12 protein-coding genes are annotated in these 19,025 nt (G+C 66.2%); 8 read left to right on the top strand and 4 right to left on the bottom strand.

Annotated elements, in window-relative coordinates:
• Window positions 1-28 precede the first annotated feature (28 nt).
• A complete protein-coding gene (locus B2585_RS18850) occupies window positions 29-8,848 on the top strand; it encodes a type I polyketide synthase (protein WP_292025483.1) in 8,820 nt (2,939 codons plus the stop codon).
• On the opposite strand, the gene B2585_RS18845 is transcribed toward B2585_RS18850, so the two are convergent.
• Together B2585_RS18845 and B2585_RS18840 are read right to left on the bottom strand one after the other, a co-directional pair.
• Window positions 8,845-9,333, bottom strand: a complete 489-nt coding sequence (locus B2585_RS18845) for a hypothetical protein (RefSeq protein WP_292025482.1) — start codon at window positions 9,331-9,333, stop codon at window positions 8,845-8,847. The genes B2585_RS18850 and B2585_RS18845 overlap by 4 nt on opposite strands.
• A complete protein-coding gene (locus tag B2585_RS18840) occupies window positions 9,334-11,493 on the bottom strand; it encodes an efflux RND transporter permease subunit (RefSeq protein ID WP_292025481.1) in 2,160 nt (719 codons plus the stop codon). It abuts the gene before it with no gap.
• A 362-nt stretch (window positions 11,494-11,855) separates the two neighbouring features.
• On the opposite strand from B2585_RS18840, the gene B2585_RS18835 reads away from it, so the two are divergent.
• The 3 genes from B2585_RS18835 to B2585_RS18825 are packed head-to-tail and all read left to right on the top strand — an operon-like array spanning window position 11,856 to window position 13,429.
• Window positions 11,856-12,116 carry an aldehyde dehydrogenase family protein gene (locus B2585_RS18835; protein WP_292025480.1) on the top strand — a complete coding sequence of 87 codons (261 nt, stop codon included), beginning with the start codon at window positions 11,856-11,858 and terminating at the stop codon, window positions 12,114-12,116.
• On the top strand, window positions 12,113-12,571 hold the full coding sequence (locus B2585_RS18830; protein ID WP_292025479.1) for an aldehyde dehydrogenase family protein: 459 nt from the start codon (window positions 12,113-12,115) through the stop codon (window positions 12,569-12,571). The genes B2585_RS18835 and B2585_RS18830 overlap by 4 nt, the downstream gene beginning before the upstream one ends.
• An 18-nt stretch (window positions 12,572-12,589) precedes the next feature.
• A complete protein-coding gene (locus tag B2585_RS18825) occupies window positions 12,590-13,429 on the top strand; it encodes an alpha/beta hydrolase (protein WP_292025478.1) in 840 nt (279 codons plus the stop codon).
• Window positions 13,430-13,530: 101 nt separating this feature from the next.
• Here B2585_RS18825 and B2585_RS18820 read toward each other — a convergent pair whose 3' ends face one another.
• Both B2585_RS18820 and B2585_RS18815 read right to left on the bottom strand, forming a co-directional pair.
• Complete coding sequence (locus B2585_RS18820) at window positions 13,531-14,268, bottom strand: glutathione S-transferase family protein (RefSeq protein ID WP_292025477.1); 738 nt, start codon at window positions 14,266-14,268, stop codon at window positions 13,531-13,533.
• A gap of 35 nt (window positions 14,269-14,303) precedes the next feature.
• Window positions 14,304-15,296, bottom strand: coding sequence for a TRAP transporter substrate-binding protein (locus B2585_RS18815; protein ID WP_292025476.1), 993 nt, complete (start codon window positions 15,294-15,296; stop codon window positions 14,304-14,306).
• 345 nt (window positions 15,297-15,641) lie between these two features.
• Here B2585_RS18815 and B2585_RS18810 point away from each other — a divergent pair, with 345 nt between their 5' ends.
• The 4 genes from B2585_RS18810 to B2585_RS18795 are packed head-to-tail and all read left to right on the top strand — an operon-like array spanning window position 15,642 to window position 19,025.
• Complete coding sequence (locus B2585_RS18810) at window positions 15,642-16,766, top strand: alpha/beta hydrolase family protein (RefSeq protein WP_292025475.1); 1,125 nt, start codon at window positions 15,642-15,644, stop codon at window positions 16,764-16,766.
• A gap of 12 nt (window positions 16,767-16,778) precedes the next feature.
• Window positions 16,779-17,087, top strand: coding sequence for a subunit of meta cleavage enzyme (locus B2585_RS18805; protein ID WP_292025474.1), 309 nt, complete (start codon window positions 16,779-16,781; stop codon window positions 17,085-17,087).
• Window positions 17,080-17,904 (top strand): 2,3-dihydroxyphenylpropionate 1,2-dioxygenase, encoded by an 825-nt coding sequence (locus B2585_RS18800; RefSeq protein ID WP_292025473.1) that lies wholly within the window; start codon window positions 17,080-17,082, stop codon window positions 17,902-17,904. The genes B2585_RS18805 and B2585_RS18800 overlap by 8 nt, the downstream gene beginning before the upstream one ends.
• The gene (locus tag B2585_RS18795; RefSeq protein ID WP_292025472.1) at window positions 17,904-19,025 is read left to right on the top strand and encodes an FAD-dependent oxidoreductase; all 1,122 of its coding nucleotides are present in this window, start codon (window positions 17,904-17,906) and stop codon (window positions 19,023-19,025) included. Before B2585_RS18800 ends, B2585_RS18795 begins: the two co-directional genes overlap by 1 nt.

Here is a 19,025-nt window from a genome sequence, read left to right as displayed (position 1 = left end):
GGAAAGGGAGTTGCCCGGTTTGAACGGAATGGCATTAGACAACGATGTTGCGATCGTGGGTATTGCCTGCCGTTTGCCTCAGGCCAACAACCCGGATGAAGCTTGGGCTTTGATGACCGAAGGCCGCCACGCGATCACCAAGGCCCCGAAAGAGCGTTGGGCGACAAAGATGCGCGTCGCCCAGCAAAAGGGCCCGCGCACGCAACCGATCCCGGAATATGGCGGATACCTCGACGACATCGCGGGTTTCGACGCCCGCTTTTTTGGGACCACCGCCCGGGAAGCGCGCCTGATGGACCCGCAACAGCGCCTGCTGCTCGAGGGCGCGTGGGAGGCGATCGAGGCTGCAGGGATAGACCCTGCCGCGATGAAGGGCAGCCGCACGGGCGTGTTCGTCGGGATCTCCACGTCGGACTACCTTCAGCGGCAGATCCTCGATTCCGACCTGATCACGGTGGACGCCTATTCCGGCCTCGGTATCGCGCAATCTATCGCCGCCAACCGGATCAGCTATTTCTTCGATTTCAAGGGGCCGTCTGCCGCGAGCGATACGGCCTGTTCCTCGGGACTGGTCGCGCTGCACCTCGCGCGCCGGAGCCTTGCCAACGGGGAATGCGACTATGCCATCGTGGGCGCTGTAAACGTGATCGTCTCACCGCTTTCCACGATCTCGTTCTCCAAGGCGCGGATGCTTTCGCCCGACGGTCGGTGCAAAACGTTCGACAAGTCGGCCGATGGTTACGTGAGGTCCGAAGGCTGCGCCACCCTGCTGCTCACGCGCGAGGATCTCGCGCTGCGCAAGGGGCACCGGATCGAGGCGCTGGTCCGGGGGTCGGCGATCAATCAGGACGGCAGGACGCTGTCGATCACGACGCCCAGCGAAGCGGCGCAGGCGCAGGTTTTGCGGGATGCTCTGGCCGATGCGCGCCTCGCGCCCGGCGACCTCGACCTGATCGAGGCGCATGGGACCGGCACGGCGGTGGGCGACGGGATCGAGATCGGCGCGCTGCGTGAGGTGTTCGGAAAAACGCCGCGCGAGCACCCGCTGATCCTCGGCGCGGCCAAGCCGCATTTCGGGCATCTCGAAGCGGCCTCCGGTCTTGTCGGCGCGATCAAGGCCGTGCGGGAGTTGCAGACCGGGCTGGTTCCGTCCTTGCCCTTCCTCGCGGATCCGATCGACCCGGATGCGGAGGGACGCATCGTCATCGCAGACCACGAGATGCGGTTGCGCGACACGCCGCGGGCATTGAGGGCCGGGCTTTCGTCCTTCGGGTTCGGTGGCACCAACGCCCACATCATCCTCGAAGCGCCGACCGAGCCGGTTCACAGCCGGGCCGGCAAACGACCGCCGCCGCCCGCGCAGCGTGTCCTGCCGGTCGCGGGACATACCGCGTCCACTCTGCGCGCCACGGCCGCGGACTACGCCGCGATGATCGAGGCGGATCCCGAGTTCGACCTCGACGCCCTGTGCCGAAGCGCCGACGAGGTCCGGGCGCGGCACCCGTTCCGGCGCGCAATTGTCTTTGGCGACCGCAATGAGGCCGTGCAGCGTCTGCGGGCAGTAGCGGGGGAAACTCCGCGCGCGGGTGACGCGTCCGCGCCGAAACCGGGCAAGCTCGCGCTGTGCTTTTCGGGGCAGGGCGCGCAATCGCCGGGGATGTGCCGCCGCCTGATGAAGCAGGACCCTGTCTTTGGCGATGTGATGGCGCGGCTGGATATGATGGCGCGGGACGAAGGGTTCCCGGGCCTGATCGACACGATCCTTGACGAAAGCGCCGGGGCCGGTGCGCGTTTGAGCGACACGGCGACGGCGCAACCAGCGCTCTTCGCCGTCGGCCTGGCTTTGGCGCGAAGCTGGATGGCACGCGGCGTGGTGCCGGATTACGTCCTCGGGCACAGTCTGGGCGAGATCACGGCCGCCTGCCTCGCCGGTGTGATGGACGAGCGCGCGGCCATGCGCCTCGTCATCCTGCGCGGACGTCTTATGGCCGACGCGCCCGGCGACGGCGAGATGGCGGTGCTCTCCGGCACTGCGGACGCCGTCGATGCCTTCGTCGCCGAACTGCCGGCGGGGCTCGAGATTTCCGGACGCAACACGGCGCGCAGCATCACGGTATCCGGCACGCGTGACGCCGTAGCGCTGGGCATCCGGCGCGCCGAAGCGGCGGGATTGAAGGTCACGCCGTTGTCGGTATCGCACGCTTTCCATTCGTCACTGATGGACCCGGTCCTGAACCGCTTTGCCGACGCCCTGAAGGGCGTCGCGTTCTCCCCGCCGCGCATCCCTGTGATCTCGAACGTGGCCGGCACACTCGTGGGGCCGGACACGCCAATGGATGCCGCCTACTGGGTGCGTCATCTGCGCTCTGCGGTGGAGTTCGGTGCCGCGGTCGAAACCCTGCTGGAGTGTGGCGTGGGAACCATCGCCGAAGTCGGACCGCGCCCGATGCTCCTGCCGTGGTTGCGCCAGTTGACGGGCGACCGGGAAACGGTGGGCCTCGTGCGCGCAATCGCGGGGGGACAGGATGATATGGCCGGACTGCTCGGCGGTCTGGGCGAGCTCTGGTCGCGGGGACACACGGTCGATTGGTCGAAAGACCGCCGGGCCGATGCGGGTCAGGTCCGACTGCCGCCGTTCCGGTTCGCGCGCGAACCTTTCTGGTTCAAGACGGCCGCCCCCGAACCCGACGAGCGGCCCCGGGAAACCGTCAGCTCCGGCGCTGCGCTGGTCACCCGCCAGATCGACGAAGGCGGACTGGCAGATGTCCTTGACCAACACAGGGTCGGCGGACGCGCGGTGGTGCCGGGGGCGCTCTACCTAGACATGATGACCGACGCCGCCCTCAAGCTGATCGGACCCGGCCGGTCGTTCCAGCTTGTGGACTGCCGCCTGCCGCAAGCCCTCGCGCTCTCCGAGGTGCGCGGACATGCCTTGTCCGTGCGGGCCGAAACGCGAGGTGAGGAGGGCTGGTCCCTCGTCGCGGTGGCGCCCGGTCGTGACGGAGCCGACGAAAAACTTCTGGCCCATGCGCTCGTGCGTCCCTGTGACGCGACACCATCGGCGCGCCTTTTCGCGCATCTGCCGCCCGGCAAGGCGGCGGTTGCCGGTCCCGATCTTTACACCGCGCTTGAAGATCACGGGTTGACGTATGGCCCGGCGTTTCAGGGTATCCGGTCGGTCGAAAGCGGCAACGGGCAGGCTGAGGCGCGCTTCGAGGCTACGGGTGGCGCGGCACCAGGCGCGGCAATGCTCGATCCCGCCCGGTTCGACGCGGTGTTCCACCCGATCGCACTGGCGCTCAGGACGGTCGACGCGGAGGCCGCCGCCGGGCTCTGGATCCCGACGGGCTTCGAGAGCCTGACCGTTCATGCGTCGATGCCGGGGGAAGCCGTCGTGCAAGCGGCCCTGGTGGATGGCCCGCACATGCCCGACCTAAAAAGCTTCGACCTTTCCGTGCGCACGCCCGAGGACGTAGAGGCCATCTCGGTCAAAGGATTGCGCATCCGCCGCATCGACGGACGCGCGGGCGCAGCGTTGCCGACGGGTCCGCTGTTTGCGACCTCGTGGGCGCCGCTGGAAACGTCGCATGACACGAGCGGCGTCTGGGTTGTCGAAGAATTCGGCGGTAGCGGTGATCTTGCCGAGAGCCTGAGGGTCGAAACCGGGTCGCCCCGCGGCCCGCTGGTCCTCGCGATTGATTGCAGTGAAGTTGCTCAGGGACAGGATGCGATTACGGCCCTCGCCATGCGCCTCCGTCATCTCGCGACCCGCGAGGCGGACAGGCCGGAGCGCGTGCTCGCCGTTTATCTCGAAGATCCGGATCGCACCAATCCGGCGGCGGAGGCGATGCGGGCGGCGATCCGGGTCTTTCGCAACGAGGTGCCGGCACTCTCAGCAGCGAACCTGACGCTCCCGCGTGACCTCCCCGAAGAGCGAAGGCGGGAGGTTCTGGCTCAAGCGCTTGCCAATGGCACCGAGAGCGACCTGTGCTGGCGCAACGGCACGCTCGCGGGGCTTCGGCTGGAGCCGACCGTGCCGGGTGGGCAGACCTGGTCGCCGCCAGCTCACGGGCGGGAGGTGCGCGTGCTGGTCCCGGGCGCGCGGGCCGGACCTCGCGGTCTGAGCTTCGACCCGCGCCCGGCCATCGAACCGGGGCCGACCGATGTGCAGATCACCCCGCGCGCGGCCGGTCTGAATTTCCGCGATGTCCTCAAGACCAAGCGGCTTTATCCCAACCGTCCCGGCCTGCCGCTCTGGCTTGGGGACGAATGTGCCGGGATCGTGCGGGCTGTCGGCAAGGATGTCAGGGGTGTCGCGCCGGGGGATGCGGTGGTCGCGGTCGCGCCGCGTGCCTTCGCGTCCGAGGTCGTGGCACCCGCGACTGCGGTTGTGCGCAAGCCGCAAGCGCTTTCGTTCGACGAGGCTGCGACCTTGCCCATCGCCTTCTCGACCGCGTGGTATGCTCTGATGGACCTCGCCCGGATCGAGCCCGGACAATCCGTCCTCGTGCACGCGGGCGCGGGCGGGGTCGGACTGGCCGCGTTGCAGATCGCCCGAAGCCGGGGCGCACGCCTCTTCGCGACCGCGGGAAGTGAGGAGAAACGCGCCTACCTCGCCCGGTTGGGCGTGGAGGCTGTCGGTTCCTCGCGGGATACGAGCTTTGTCGACACGATCCGCGAGGCCACCGGGGGCGAAGGGATCGACGTTGTTCTGAGTTCGCTGCCCGGCCGAGAGATGATCGAGGCGAGCCTCGACCTCCTGCGCCCCTTCGGATGCTATGTGGACATCGGGAAACGTGACATCGTCGAGAACACCGAGATCGGGATGCGCGTTCTGCACAAGTCGCTGAGCCTGCACACGGTCGATATGGAGTTGCTCTTCGCAAGCGCGCCCGAGAAAGCCGGGCGCATCCTGCGCGATGTGATGGCGGCGGTCGAAACGGGTGACTTGGCCCCCCTGCCTTTCGAACGCTTCGAAATGTCGGACCCTGGTGCGGCGTTTCAGAAGATGGCTGGCGCGGGTAATATCGGAAAGATCGTTCTGGGCCTGCCCGAAGATATGGACACGGCGCCGGTCACGCGCACCGACATCTCAGTCGGGGCAGCGCTCGTGACCGGGGCGTTCGGGGGGATCGGCCTTGACCTCGTGGACGCACTGGCCGCGGCCGGTGTTCGCGCCTTCGTGCTTGTGGGCCGGTCCGCCCCCGCCGGCGCAACTCTGGCGCGGGTCGTTGCATGGCGCGCGTCCGGTCTGGACGTGATGACGGCGCAGGTGGATGTATCGCAGTGGGGCCCGGTCGCGGCCGTGTTCGACGAGGCGAAGGCAGCAGGGTTCGACATCCGCCATGTGTTCCACGCAGCGGGCGTTCTGGCCGACAGGCTCATTTCGGACGTGGAGCCCAAGGATATTGCCGCGGCATGGGGCGTGAAGGTGGACGGGGCCCTCAACCTAGATGCGGCGAGTCAGGGCCGCGAGATCGACACGTTCGTCTGCCTCTCATCTATCTCGACCCTCCTGGGCTCACCGGGGCAGATGGCATACGCCGCCGCGAATGCTGGGATGGAGGCGATCTGTGCCCGGCGCCGTGCGGCGGGGCTCGCGGGTCAGGCAATTGTCCTCGGGCCGTGGCAGGCCGGACTTGGCGTGAGCAATGCAGGCACGACAGACCGATTGGAGCGGTTGGGGCTGCGCAGTTTCAGCCGGGTCGACGGGATCAATGTGCTGAAGAAAGCCCTCACGGCCAACGCGACCGCCCCGGTTGCAGCGCGGTTCACGTTAGGATGGCAGGGCACACCCGTTCCGCCGGTCGCGCAACTGTCGATCTGTGCCGACTTGTTCCCGAAAGGGGCGGGCCGGGCGGGTCTATCCGCCCATGGGCGTGCGGGCATCCTTGCCGATCTGGCGAAGGCTGCGGTGCCGGAGCGTCCCGGGCTTCTGGCTGCATACCTGCGCGATCGCCTCGCGAATGTTACAGGGCAGGGGGCAGACACCATGCCGCTGGACGCCCCACTACAGGCGCTAGGTTTCGACAGTCTTTCCGGGTTGGAATTCGGGATGCTGGTGGAAGAGGAGATCGGCGCCGGCGTCCCGCTGGACCGCATCGACGACGCCACGTCGATTTCCGATCTCGCCGCGCTGTTGCTCTCGCGGCTCGATCTGGATGCACAGACCCTGATCGAAGCGCCCGCGCCGCCTCCGGCACAAGAAGACCCGAAGCCCGCGTTGCCGGCCCCGGGCGCGATCCCCCCCCAAGCGGAGGCGACGGCGGAGGATTACATCAAGAACGTCAGGCCGGACTTCACACGGAACCTTCCGGTCCTGAAACTCGACGCGGATTACGACCGGGCGGCGGGCATGACGCTCTCAGGGATGCTCGACGGCACGCGGCGTGATGTGCTCGACTTCGTAGGCGGATACGGAAGCGGCCTGTTCGGACACAACCACCCGGATATCGTGGCGGCCGTCACCCAGACGCTGACCACCGGCCGTCCGATGCAGGTGCAAGGCGCGGCGCGACCCCTCGCAGGCCGGCTCGCTGAGGACCTCGCGGCGGCCCTGCGCGACGAGACCGGCTTGGACTACGTCACCACGTTCGCCAATACTGGCGCCGAAGCGGTCGAGGCGGCGCTGAAACATGCGCTGATGGACTACGCCGACCGAATGGAGCGGGCGGGCGTCGACCTTTCGATCCTGTCGGACGAGGCGGCGTCGGACTACGCGCCCGCGATCATGACCGTCGAAGGATCCTACCACGGTAAGACCTTGTCGGCGCTGTCCATCGGGCATTTCCGCGGATGGCCCAAGGGGCGGGCGGGGTTCCGCGTCATTTCGGTGCCGCGCGACGACCCGGACGCCATCACGCGCGCCATCGCTGCCGAAACCATCAGGGTCGGAGACCGCGACATCTCCCGCATCGCAGGGGCCTTTGCCGAACCGGTTCAGGGAGAAGGCGGCATCCATCCGCTGCCCGAGGACGTGTTGCGCGCGCTGAGGGACGGGGCGGATGCCGGGGGCTTTCCGCTCGTCTTCGACGAAATCCAGTGCGGTTTCTATCGCTGCGGCGCCCTCTCGGCGGCAAGCCGGAAGGGCGTGGTCGCGGACTATTACACCTTCGGCAAGAGCCTTGGCGGCGGCGTTGCCAAGATCAGCGCGTTTCTGGTTCGGCGCGACCGATACCGCGACGGCTTCGGCGCGCTGCAAAGCTCCACATTCGCCGAGGATGATTTTTCTTCCCGCGCAGCCCTCGCTGCGTTGGCGGTCGCTCGCCGCGACCGGGTGGGCGACCTTGCTATAGAACGCGGCAATGCGCTGACCGCGCGTCTGGGGCAGCTGGCGTCGACCTACCCTGACATTGTGCGGGAGGTGCGCGGCGAGGGGCTCATGGTCGGGCTCGAACTGGCGGATCTGTCCGGCAGTCCGACCGGGCTGATCGCCGATGCGGTCACGCATGAGTTTCTCGGCCAGATCGTGACCTCACATCTTCTGTTGCGGTCGGGCGTGCGCGTTGCCACGACGCTGTCGGCCCCGAATACCTTCCGCCTTCAGCCGTCGGCGTATGTCACCGAGGCGGAAATCGCGCGGCTCGTGAGTGCGTTGGAGCGTGTCTTCGTCGCCCTGCGCATGGGAGACGGGGCGTTCCTCGTTTCCCATCTCCTCGAGCGGGCGGACTGGCTCGACGCGCCGCGGGATTATCCCGACGTGGCGCCTGACCGGAAATATGGCACGGGCGAGGGTGCGGCGGATACGCGGGTGGCGTTCGCCGTACACATCACCGACAGCGATGCGATCGCGCGCTGGGACGCGTCGTGGGAGCGGCTCCCGCCGGACGCCCGTGAGGCGCTGGTCGCCCGTTTCGCCCCTGTGGTCGAACCCATGCCGCTCCGGGTCGAGCAGGTGACATCCGCCAACGGCGCCAAGGTCGACATCCATTTTTGGTCCGTCTTCGCCACGGCGAAAACGATCGAAGCGGCCATGCGGCAGGGGGACACCGACTGGCTCACCCGGAAAGTCGCCGCTATCGCGCAGCAAGCCTCCGAGGCTGGCTGCAACGTGCTCGGCCTTGGCGGGTTCCTGTCCATCGCGACGCGGAACGGGCTGCGGGTCCAGACCCCGCGCATCGGGATCACCACGGGCAACGCCCTGACCATCGCGGCGGGTTTGGCCGGGGTGGAGGCCCAGATCGTTCGCGTGCTCGGGGGCGCGAAGCCACGGATCGCGGTCGTTGGCGCGGCGGGCAACATCGGGCGAACATGGGCGCGCGCGCTGGCGCAACGGTTCGGCGGGCTCACGCTGGTCGGTCGCCCGGGGACGCAGGGACGGTTGAAGGCCCTTGCGGACGACATTCGTATGGACAGCCGCGAGCACGGGGCCGAGGCGCCCGATCTGACGCTTGCGGACACCCTCGACGCCTTGTCGGATTGCAATGTGATCGTCGCGGCGACCAATGCCAGCGCGCCCATCGTGTTCGCCCACCACCTCGGCCCCGATCCGACCCTCTTGTTCGACCTGTCCGTTCCCGGCGCCGTGGACCCGGCTATCGCAGAGGGCAGGAACGATGTCGCCCTGCTGTCAGGCGGCGTCACCGGTTTGCCAGAGGGCAACGAAACGGACCTGGCGTATTTCGGATTGCCCAAACGCCATGTCTTCGCCTGCATGGCCGAGACGGCGATCCTCGGGCTTGATGGGCGGTCTGCGGATTTCAGCATCGGCGACGTCGATCTCAGCCAGGTCAACGAGATCAGCGCGCTGGCGACCAGCCACGGATTCGACATCACGAACGTGAGCGAAGTCTCGAACGCGTCCGCCCATGGCGAGGGCGACGTGCCCAGGGTCCAGGCCGCGACCTAGCGCGTGAAGGTAATGTCCGACATCGAGACCGAGCGATCGGCCCGGTCGACGGACCGCATCCGGAACCCGTTGCCGACCAGACGCAACTCGACGTTCTGGTCGAGCTGACGCCCCGTGGCGGGGTCCTTGGCCGAATAGGTGAACGCGACGAAATCCTCGCCGGAATGGCCCGCGATCCGCACCTCTCCCAGACCGTCGGGGTTCGACCAGCGACCGGAAATCGCGGCGCTGTCATCGCGCGCCCGGATGGTGCCGGAGAGATCGAGCCGCCGCCCGGCTGTCACGCACATACCGCTCATGGTCAGTTCCAGCCGCTCGGGCGCATAGCTGTTGGTGATCCGGCAACGGACCGCATCCAGCTCCGCCTCGGGCACTTCGCGCGCGGTGCCGCTTCCCGTCCAGTCACCTGCCAGCAACGGCAGAGGGTCGGCTGTCGCCGCGATGGCTGGCAGGACGAACATCAGCGCGGTGAGCAGTCGGTACATTCACTCAGCTCCGTTTCTGCGAAGTGACAAGAGCGCGGGCAGGACGAGCAGGTCCGCGACGAGCGCCGCCCACAGGATCGCCACGATCAACCCGCCGAACAGCCAGATCGGCAGGAAGCCACTTGTCAGCGTAACGGCGAGGCCTCCGGTCAACAAGAGCGTGGTAAGCACCATGGACTGCCCCGCGCTCGACGTTGCGAATTGAAGCGACCGTTCCGTGCCCGCGCCGCGTGCGCGCGACCTGTCGAAACGCCCGAGAAAATGAATCGTGTCGTCGATGGCGATCCCGAACGCGATGGTCAGGCCGAGGACCGCGGTCGGTGTCAGTTTGCCTCCCGCGATGATGTGGAGCGAGGCCCCCGCCAGCATCAGTGGCAGGACGTTCACGATCAGCAAGAGCGGGATGATGCGCAGCGACCGGAACGCGAAGGCGACGAACAGCGACGCGCCGAGCGATGCGATGACGAGGCTCCGTGTCAGTTCGGCGATGAGGCTGAGACCTTCTTCATGCATGAGTACCGGCGTCCCGAAGACCCGATCCGCGCCGCCCGCAACGGCGGCGTCATGGACCCGGCGGTAGCGCGACAAGGCCGCGTCGTCGCTCATCGGTTCCGCCAGCGAAATCAGTATGCGGTGGGTCTCCTCATCGGGCCGCACCATGTTTACGAGAGCGGGCGGAAACGTGTCGAGGTCATCCGCCTGCGGCTCGCCACGCCCGAGGCCGCGCCACCTTGCCAATCCGGGCTCCGACAGCACGGCTTCGGGTCCGGCGACATCGACCAGCGTCTCCGCCAGTTCCACGGTGCGGCTCCAATCTCCGTCGACCTCCACGATCATCTGGAACACGCCAGAGAAATCCCGCGCCACCGCCGCGTTCGCGGCCCGCACCTCGCTGCCGCGGGGCAGGTTGTCGTCGAGAACCACCCAGGGTGTCGTTTTAATAAAGCCGTAGCCCGCCAGCACCAACAGGGCGAGCGCCCCGACCACGACCAGTCGCGCGTGGGTCGTGCCAATCCCTGTGAGCCATCGGGCCAGCCCCGTCCCGGCCTGCGACGGCTTCACGGACCGCCCGCCAAGCACCAGTGCCATGAGGGAGAACGAGACCAGCGATATCGCGAAGGCAAGGAGAGTGCCCATCGCGCCGAGGATGGCGAATTCGCGCACCTGCGTGTTCTCGGTGATCATGATCGACGCGAAGGCCAGTGAGGTCGTGATTGCGGTCAGGGCTGAGGCCGGGCCAATCTCGCGCAGCGTTTCCTCGACCTTGCCCGAGCCGTGTCGCAGGTGACGGGCAAGGTGCAGGCAGTTGGCCCCGCCGAGGACGAGCAGCAGGATCGGGATGACGTTCGTCAGCATCGTGATTGGGTAGCCGAGCCAGACCGACAGGGCGAGCACACTGGCCGCTCCGCCAAACGCGGGGACGACGATCAGAACCGTCATGCGAAGATCGCGCAGAAGGACCATCGCGGACAATGCGACGAGCAGGGCGCCGACAGCGTTAAGCCGGAATAGGTCGTTCGTGAGCCCCTCGACGACGGCGATGCTGATGATGTCCTCGCCGGTCAGTTGCAGGGTCATACCTTCTGGCAAGGCGCCGACGATCGTCGACTCGATCCGGTCGCGCGCCTGTGGGACCGTCGTGGCATCCGCATCGACCGATACGGTGACAAGGATCGCGCGGCCCTGATCCGCGATATAGGTCGGCAGGCCTGTCTCCAGCGCCCGGAATGCCGCCAGATCTTCGCGGTAATCGGACCCGATTGTCGCGCCGAACACCGGGCGGCCCGATGGCGCGTCCTCGCTCGGCGGCAGGCGAAGGATGAACGGCGATGCGACGGCCGTCACCCCGTCCGCGAACTCGAGGTCCAGCGCGATGTTGCGCAACCGCGACAGGTCGTCGGGAGAGAACGGCTCAGGAGAACTGATGTGCGCCAGGATCGTGCGTGTCGGGGCATCCGATCCAGTTTCCAAGTCGCGCTGCATTTGCGAAATCGGACTGTCGCTCAGGAAAACGCGGTTCATGTTCTGATCGAACTGAACGAACGGCAGACTCGCGAAGATGACCGCGAGGAAACCCACAAGGAGCGACGTCGCCAGCCGTGGCCGCGCGACCGCCGCAAGCGCCAGCTTTTCGATGCCGAAACTGATGCTCTTCGCCATGCGTCAGGAACGCCGGCTGCCGGCACATTCGCCTGTTGTCACAGAACTCCCCCGCATGGCTGGGCCCACTTGTCTGTCGAGCGTAGCAACTGGGCCCTGCCAAGACAAACACAGGTCTGGCCCTCCCTACGACAGCCAGAAAGGTGCGATGTCCAATTTCCCTGATGCCGGAGGTGTCAAAGGAACGTCGCCTGAGACTGCGGCCCAAGCGTCGACACTCAATTCAAGGATTGCTCATGCGTAGCGGTGTCTGGCGAAGCCCGAACAGGGGAGCCGTTAACGGTTTCCAGCCATGAACGTTGATCCGAGGTTTCCCGATTGCGCCATTGGCGAAGGGTCACTTGGGGGTGACCGCCTATGCCATGGCGCGTTTGGGCGAAGAGGCCGGCGTGCCGCCGGGCGTGGAGAATGTTCTGACGACCTCCAGTCCCGGTCCGGTCACGGCCGGGATGCTGGCCGACCCACGGGTGCGCAAGCTGTCTTTCACCGGTTCGACCGGCGTCGGGCGCGTGCTGCTGGCGGAAGCCGCGAAAACGGTTGTGAGCTGCTCGATGGAGCTGGGCGGCAACGCGCCCTTCGTGGTGTGCGACGATACCGACCTTTCGGCGGCACTCGACCGATGATCACCACCAAGGCGGTCGACAAGATCCACCGTCTGGTGTCCGAGGCCACGTCGCGCGGCGCGCGGGCGACCACGGGTGGCGCGCCTTTGGAGGGCAACGGCTACTACTCCCCGCCGACGGTGCTGGAAAACGTGCCGACCGACGCCGCGCTGGCGCATGAGGAGATCTTTGGCCCCGTTGCCGCCGTCTATCGCTTCGAGACCGAGGAAGAGGCGATCCGGCTGGCCAACGACACCGAATACGGGCTTGCGGCCTATGTCTACTCGGAGGATATCATGCGGGCGATGCGTGTCGGTCGCGGGATCGAGACCGGGATGGTCGGCATCAACCGCGGACTGATGTCGGACCCGGCGGCCCCCTTCGGCGGCGCCAAGCAGAGCGGTCTGGGGCGCGAGGGCGGCGTTACGGGCATTCTCGAATTCATGGAGCCCAAATACTTCGCCGTCGAGTTCTGACGGCGGGAAAGGACGAAGATGGCGGCGCGTGACCTCTACCGCAACCGGGACTTCATCCCCGATTTCGACGCGATCATGGCCGAAACGGAGGCGCGCAGCCGCGCCTTCGCCGACACCGTGCGTGTCGAGCGGAACCTGAGCTACGGGGCGACTCCACGACAGAGCTTTGACCTCGTCTTCCCACCCGATCCAGCGCCCGGCGCGCCGCTGCACATGTTCATCCACGGCGGATACTGGCGCGCGGGCGAGAAGGAGGCTCACACCCTCGTCGCGGCCCCAGTTGTCGCGGCCGGGGGAATTACCGCGTTGATCGGTTACGACCTCATGCCCGGAACCCGGCTGGCCGAGATCGTCGCACAGGTGCGCCGCGCCGCGCGACACATCGTGGATCTCGCGCCCGAGATCGACGCGGATGCGGCCCGCTTTACTGTGAGCGGCCATTCCGCAGGGGCGCATCTCGCCTCGCTGCTCGCGGCAGAAGCGCCGGGAGACAAGGGGGCGCTCGACGTTCCGGACTTGCGCGCCATGCTGTTGGTCAGCGGAGTATACGACCTGTCCGGCATACCCGGCTCGTTTCTCAGGGATGAGGCCGGGATGCGCGACGACGAGGCGGAAGCGTGGTCGCCGCTGCGCGCCCGCCACATGCCTGGCCCACGACGCATCATCACGCGCGGCGAAACGGAGACCGCGCCGTTTCAGGAGCAGGCGGTTGCGTTGGGCGCGCTGCTGGACCGTGAAGCCCCGGATGTTGAGGTTCAAACGGTGCCTTCGGCCAACCACCTGACCGTCGTCTTCGAGCTTGGCAACCCCACGGCACCCCTTGGCAGAACGCTGAGCGGTCTGGTCCGGTCGTCTTGAGTTAGAGGCGGGCGGGCCGGGGTCCGAGCACGCCTGGGCCAAGCCCGTCCCGCGACATGAAAAGCTGTCCTATTCGCAACCGTTTGCCAGCCAGCCAGCCGTCAGTCCGCCGTCACAGCCATCCCATCGGACAGTCGGGAGCCGGGAGGATAGGTCTTGTCGAAGGCGTCGAGCCGCGTGACCTGCGACCACCAACGCGAAACGCCCGGACGGTCCGACCAGCGGTCGCCGTAGCCCAGATCGCGCATCCGGTCGAACGTGGGGATGACCGCGATGTCGGCAATCGAAAAGTCGTCCCCGGCAACCCAGCGGCGCGAGGCCAGCGCGCGTTCCATCCGGTCGATCGTCATGTCGAGCCGTTCCATCGCCTCGGCCAGCCGCGCCTCGTCGATCCCGTCTTCCATCGACTGATAGAAACTCCTGCGCAGCGTGCGTTTGTCGGAATTCGCCCCGCGCTCGTCCGGGGTCATCTTCTCGACCGGCTTCAACAGCACATGCTTGAAACTGGGAATGCGGATGGCGACTGTCGGCACCTCCTCGAAAAACCTGAGCCAAGTGCGCACCTCGGCCCGTTCGAGCGGTGTGCGGCCCGACAGGCGCGGTGTGTCGAAGACCTCGTCGAGATATTCCATGATGACCGAACTGTCCGTCACCACCTGTCCGTCATGGCGGATGGTCGGGACGACACCGTTCGGGTTGAGCGCGAGGTAGTCGGGCGCAAGGTGCTCGCCAAGCGACAGGTTTACCGGCCGCTCGACGAAATCCAGCCCCTTTGTGTGAAGGCACATCCGCACCTTCTGGGAGCAGGTCGACTTGAGGAAATTGTAGAATTCGATCACGTCGACCCCTCTCTCTTTACAGTTTCAGATGGCCGTCACTCGGACGGCGCAGCCTCGACAGCCGCGTTCATGGCGTCGATCAGCGCCTGATCGCCCGCACCGTTTTCAAGCCAGTTCGTGCGCAGCGGTTCCAGCGCCGCCTTCCATGCCGCAGACTGCTCGGCCGACAAGTCGACAATGTCCTCTGCGGTGGTGGAAGCGAGCCCTTCGCCTTTCTGCGCCTGATCGTTCAGGAAGCGTCCCATGTGTTCGGCCAGCGCCGCGCCGCTCACTGACATGAGTTCGGACTGCGCCTCCTCCGACAGACCGTCATAGGCCGCGCGCGACATGAAGATGAACGCCGTGTTCCCACCGAGCGAGGTCTTGTAGTAGTGCGACACGACCTCCTGAAACCGGAACGCGGGCACGGCGGTAAACGCCACGACAGCCCCGTCGATGGTCCCGCGGCTGATGGCCGGATACCAGTCGGGAATGCCCATCGACACGGGGATCGCGCCAAGTGCCTCGGCGGCGGCATACATGGTCGGGTTCTGGGCCGACAGCTTCAGACCGGTGAGCATCCCGTCCTCGGGCAGCGGCTGCGACAGGATGATCGAGTTGTTCGGAAAGGCGAACATGCCAAGCACGACGACGTCGTCGTATTCACCGCTAAGTTGACCATCGTCATAAAGCGATTGAAGCGCGATCGACCCTTCGAGCGAGGTGTCGAACATGAACGGCAGTTCCGCGACAGAGGTTTTGGGGAACCGGTTCGGGTAGTAACCTTGGAAATCCCACCCAATGTCGACCACGCCTTGCGTCACACGGTCGAACACCTGTCCGTGCCGCCCCAGCGTGCCGCCGGCCACCACATTGACGGTAACCGAGCCGTCCGTGGCCTCACCGACCTTTTCCGCCCATTGCATCAGCGCCTGGTTGAGCGGTGCGGGGGCGGGGGCCGGTGATCCGAACGTAAGTGTCGTCTGCGCCTGTGCGCTCCCACCGATCATGACAGCGCCCATGACGCAAAGTGCCCGTGCAAATCCCATGTCTGACTCCTCCCTGAGTAGATTCGATTGCGCCCGTGTCTAGTCGCGGGCCTGCGAGCCCCAGACTAGGCTGCGCGCCGCGAATCCTCTTAGCCAAGAGAGCGTCGGACATTGTCTCATAGTGCGACAGCAGGCGAAGGTGTCCAAGGACGGAGCGGGCGGCGCAGCCGGCGAAAACCGCTGCATCCTTGGGGAATGGAGCGCCGCACCCGGCCCGGCGCTCTCAAAGTGCCCCTGCTGCAACCCGAAGATCGCGCTTGGAGACAAGTCGGCTCGCACACGCGGGCCAGCCAAATCGCCGCCCGGTCTGCCAGTTTGAGCCCAGACAACAGGGAGGACACAGGCATGCCGGAAATGGCCGGGCCCAGATCGCTGGACGATGCGAAAGAGTGGATGCGCACGAAGCTCGACGCGCGGGTGCACCCGATGGCGCTCACCGATATCGACGCGACGCGGGCGGTCATCGACGGCCTCACGGGACTGGACGGGGCCACATGGGCCGCCGCCTGGACCGCGACGGGCGATGCCTATTCAGACAAGGCGCGCACGGCCGAAGCGGCGGGTGACACCGGCACAGCACGTGACAACTGGTATCAGGCCTACGGCTTCTATTTCCTCGGACGCTTTCCTTGCCCGAACCACCCCGACAAGCTCGCGAGTTACGAGAAAGAGGTCGCGGCCTACCAGAGCTTCGGCAAATTCGCCGATCCCGTGATCGACGTGGTGACGGTCCCGTTCGCGGGCAGATCGGGCGAGGGGGACGATATCACCTTCTACGTCCGCATGCCCGAGGGGATCGACAGTCCGCCGGTCATCGTCATGTGGGGCGGTGTCGATGCGTGGAAGGAAGAGATGACGATCCTGACCGAGGGCCTCGCCGCGCGCGGCTTCGCCACGGTCGCGCTCGACAACGTCGGCACCGGCCAATCGCCGATCAAGGCGGGACCGGACGGAGAACGCCAGTTCATGCCAGTGCTGGACTGGGTCGAGGGATGTGGCAGGTTCGACACCGATCGCATCGCCATCGTCGGCCGCTCCTTCGGTGGCCACTGGGCCACCAAGCTCGCCCACCTGATGCCCGAGCGGTTCCGGGCGGCGGTGAACTGGGGCGGCGGCATCCACTACATGTTCCAGCCCGACTGGATCGAGAAATCGCGCTATCCCGACAGCTACCTGATGGAACTGGTCGAGACCCGGTCGCGCATGCTCGGTGCGACGAATGACGAGGAATACATCCAAGGCTTCAAGGTCCTGTCGCTTCTGGATCAGGGCCTGCTGGATCAGCCCTGTGCGCCTCTCCTGCTCATCAACGGCAAGAACGACACCCAGTGCCCGATCGCCGACATCGAACTGCTCACCGAACATGGCGACCCCAAGTCCGTCCGCCTGTTTGCCGGTCGCGGGCACATGGGCTTCGGCCCCGGCACCGTGGACACAATCATCGACTGGCTCAAAGCCCGTCTCGCCTGATCGGAGGACGCCATGGCCAACTGGCAGGAAATGATGCCCAGCACCCGGGCCTACCTGATGAACAAGGTGCTCTACGAACTTCACCACAAGCCCGACCATCTCGAGGCCTACAACCAGGACGCCGACGCCTATCTCACGCGGTTCGATCTGCCGCAGGACCTCGCCACCTCGATCAAGTCGAACGACGTGGCGGGGATGTATCTGTCGGGCGTAAACCCCTACCTGCTGCGCGCCCATTGCATCGGGGTGAAGATCCCCGAGGACGAAAGCCTCGCGGCGCTGCGAAGCCTTCTGGACCACGAGGATTACAACGATGGCTGAGATCACTGGCATCTACACGGCGTCTCATACGCCGGTCATGCTGAACTTCCCTGACCGTATCCCGGCCACTTTGAAGGACGAGATATTCGGGGCTTACAAGGCGATGGGCGACGATTTCATGGCCGGGAAACCGGATGCGCTGGTCGTTCTGTCGAATGACCACCTGCACAACTTCTTTCTGGACAATTTTCCGGCCTACTGCATCGGCTGCGCGGAAAGCTACGAAAGCCCCATCGAGCACTGGCTGCACGCCAAGCGGCGGACCTTTGCGGGGGATCAGGCCTTCGGCTCCTACCTGTTGCAAAGCGCGCTCGAGGCCGACTTCGACCCGTCCTTTTCGATGGAGATGGTGTTGGACCACGGCTCGCTCACACCGCTGGAACTCGCAGGCGTCGACCCGGACCTTCCCATCGTCCCGGTGCTCATCAACTGCGTTCAGCCGCCGATGCCGACCATGCGCCGAAGCTACAACCTCGGTCGGTTTCTCGGGCATGCCATCGCGGAATACGACGCAGTCGACCGTGTTGCGATCCTCGCCACCGGCGGGATCAGCCACGACATCGCCACGCCGCGCATGGGCATGGTGAACGAGGAATTCGACGAGACCTTCCTCGGCCACATGGAAAGCGGCGACATAGACGCCACGATCCAATACGCGACCGACTTCGTCCATACGGCGGGTAACGGCTGCGAAGAGATCCGGATGTGGATGGCGGCGATGGGCGCCGCGAAGGGCGCGGCGTTCGAGCGGACTTACTACAAGGCCGTCAACGACTGGTACACGGGGATCGGCATCGGCCGGTTCAAGGTGTCCTGATGCCGGCCTTTACCAACGCCCTCATCATCGGGGGCGGGATCGCGGGTATGTCGGCGGCGTTGTCCCTGACCGAAGCAGGTGTACGCGTCCGGCTGATCGACCGTGATGCCCACTGGGGCGTCTCGGGCGCCGGGATCACCATCACCGGGCCGACCCTCAGGGTGATGAAACGGCTCGGCATCCTCGACGAGGTGCTGAAGCAGGGATGGACCTCGGCCGACATCCGGGCCTGCGACCCCGACGGGAACATCCTGTCGGAGATCGCGGGCAAGACCTCGGGCGGGGACGGCATCCCAGGAGCGGGCGGGATCATGCGACCGACCCTCCACCGGCTGCTCGCCGAACGCGTTAAAGCCGAAGGTATCGACGTGTCGCTCGGCCTCACGGTGCAGGATATCCCCAAGGGCAGGCCCAAGACAGTCACGTTCTCCGATGGGACCGAAGCGACATACGACCTCGTGGTCGCGGCCGACGGCATCTTCTCGGACACCCGCAAAGCGCTGTTTCCAGAGGTCGATGGCCCGAAATACGTCGGGCAGATCTGCTGGCGGCTGATGGCCCCGCGCCATCCCGGCATCGACCGGCGCACCTATTTCCTCGGCGGTCCGATGAAGATCGGCATGAACCCGGTGTCGCCTGACGAGATGTACATGTTCCTGCTGGAGCCCGTCGAGACGGTCGAGTGGATACCGGACGAAGAATTGCCGGCACGGCTGGCAAAGCTGATGGAGAGCTACGGCGGGATCGTCGCCGACGTGCGCGACTCGCTCACCCCCGACAGCAATATCGTGGCGCGGCCGCTGGAAACCGTCGTTTGCCCCGCACCGTGGTATCGCGATGGCGTCGTGCTGATCGGCGACGCGGCCCACGCGACCACCCCGCAGCTCGCCTCGGGGGCCGGAATGGCGATGGAGGACGGGGTCGTGCTCGGCGAATGTGCCGCGTCCGAAACCTCGGTCGAAGCCGCGCTGGAGGCCTTCATGGCCCGCCGCTTCGATCGCTGCGCCTTCGTCGTGGACAAGTCTCTGACCCTCGGTCGCCTCGAAAAGGCAGGGTCTTCGCCCATCGATCAGATCAAGGTCGTGGAAGAGGCGCTCGCCGAACTGAATCAGCCATATTGA

Origin of the sequence: Maritimibacter sp. UBA3975 (assembly GCF_002384975.1) — a bacterium.
Classification (GTDB): Bacteria; Pseudomonadota; Alphaproteobacteria; order Rhodobacterales; family Rhodobacteraceae; genus Maritimibacter.
The sequence above is the reverse complement of the archived record's forward strand: the minus strand, read 5'-3'. Positions and strand labels throughout refer to the sequence as shown.

Coding starts and splice junctions, on each gene's coding strand:
- B2585_RS18850 (WP_292025483.1), top strand. CDS start 29: ATGGCATTAGACAACGATGTTGCGATCGTGGGTATTGCCTGCCGTTTG.
- B2585_RS18845 (WP_292025482.1), bottom strand. CDS start 9,333: ATGTACCGACTGCTCACCGCGCTGATGTTCGTCCTGCCAGCCATCGCG.
- B2585_RS18840 (WP_292025481.1), bottom strand. CDS start 11,493: ATGGCGAAGAGCATCAGTTTCGGCATCGAAAAGCTGGCGCTTGCGGCG.
- B2585_RS18835 (WP_292025480.1), top strand. CDS start 11,856: ATGGCGCGTTTGGGCGAAGAGGCCGGCGTGCCGCCGGGCGTGGAGAAT.
- B2585_RS18830 (WP_292025479.1), top strand. CDS start 12,113: ATGATCACCACCAAGGCGGTCGACAAGATCCACCGTCTGGTGTCCGAG.
- B2585_RS18825 (WP_292025478.1), top strand. CDS start 12,590: ATGGCGGCGCGTGACCTCTACCGCAACCGGGACTTCATCCCCGATTTC.
- B2585_RS18815 (WP_292025476.1), bottom strand. CDS start 15,296: ATGGGATTTGCACGGGCACTTTGCGTCATGGGCGCTGTCATGATCGGT.
- B2585_RS18810 (WP_292025475.1), top strand. CDS start 15,642: ATGCCGGAAATGGCCGGGCCCAGATCGCTGGACGATGCGAAAGAGTGG.
- B2585_RS18805 (WP_292025474.1), top strand. CDS start 16,779: ATGGCCAACTGGCAGGAAATGATGCCCAGCACCCGGGCCTACCTGATG.
- B2585_RS18800 (WP_292025473.1), top strand. CDS start 17,080: ATGGCTGAGATCACTGGCATCTACACGGCGTCTCATACGCCGGTCATG.
- B2585_RS18795 (WP_292025472.1), top strand. CDS start 17,904: ATGCCGGCCTTTACCAACGCCCTCATCATCGGGGGCGGGATCGCGGGT.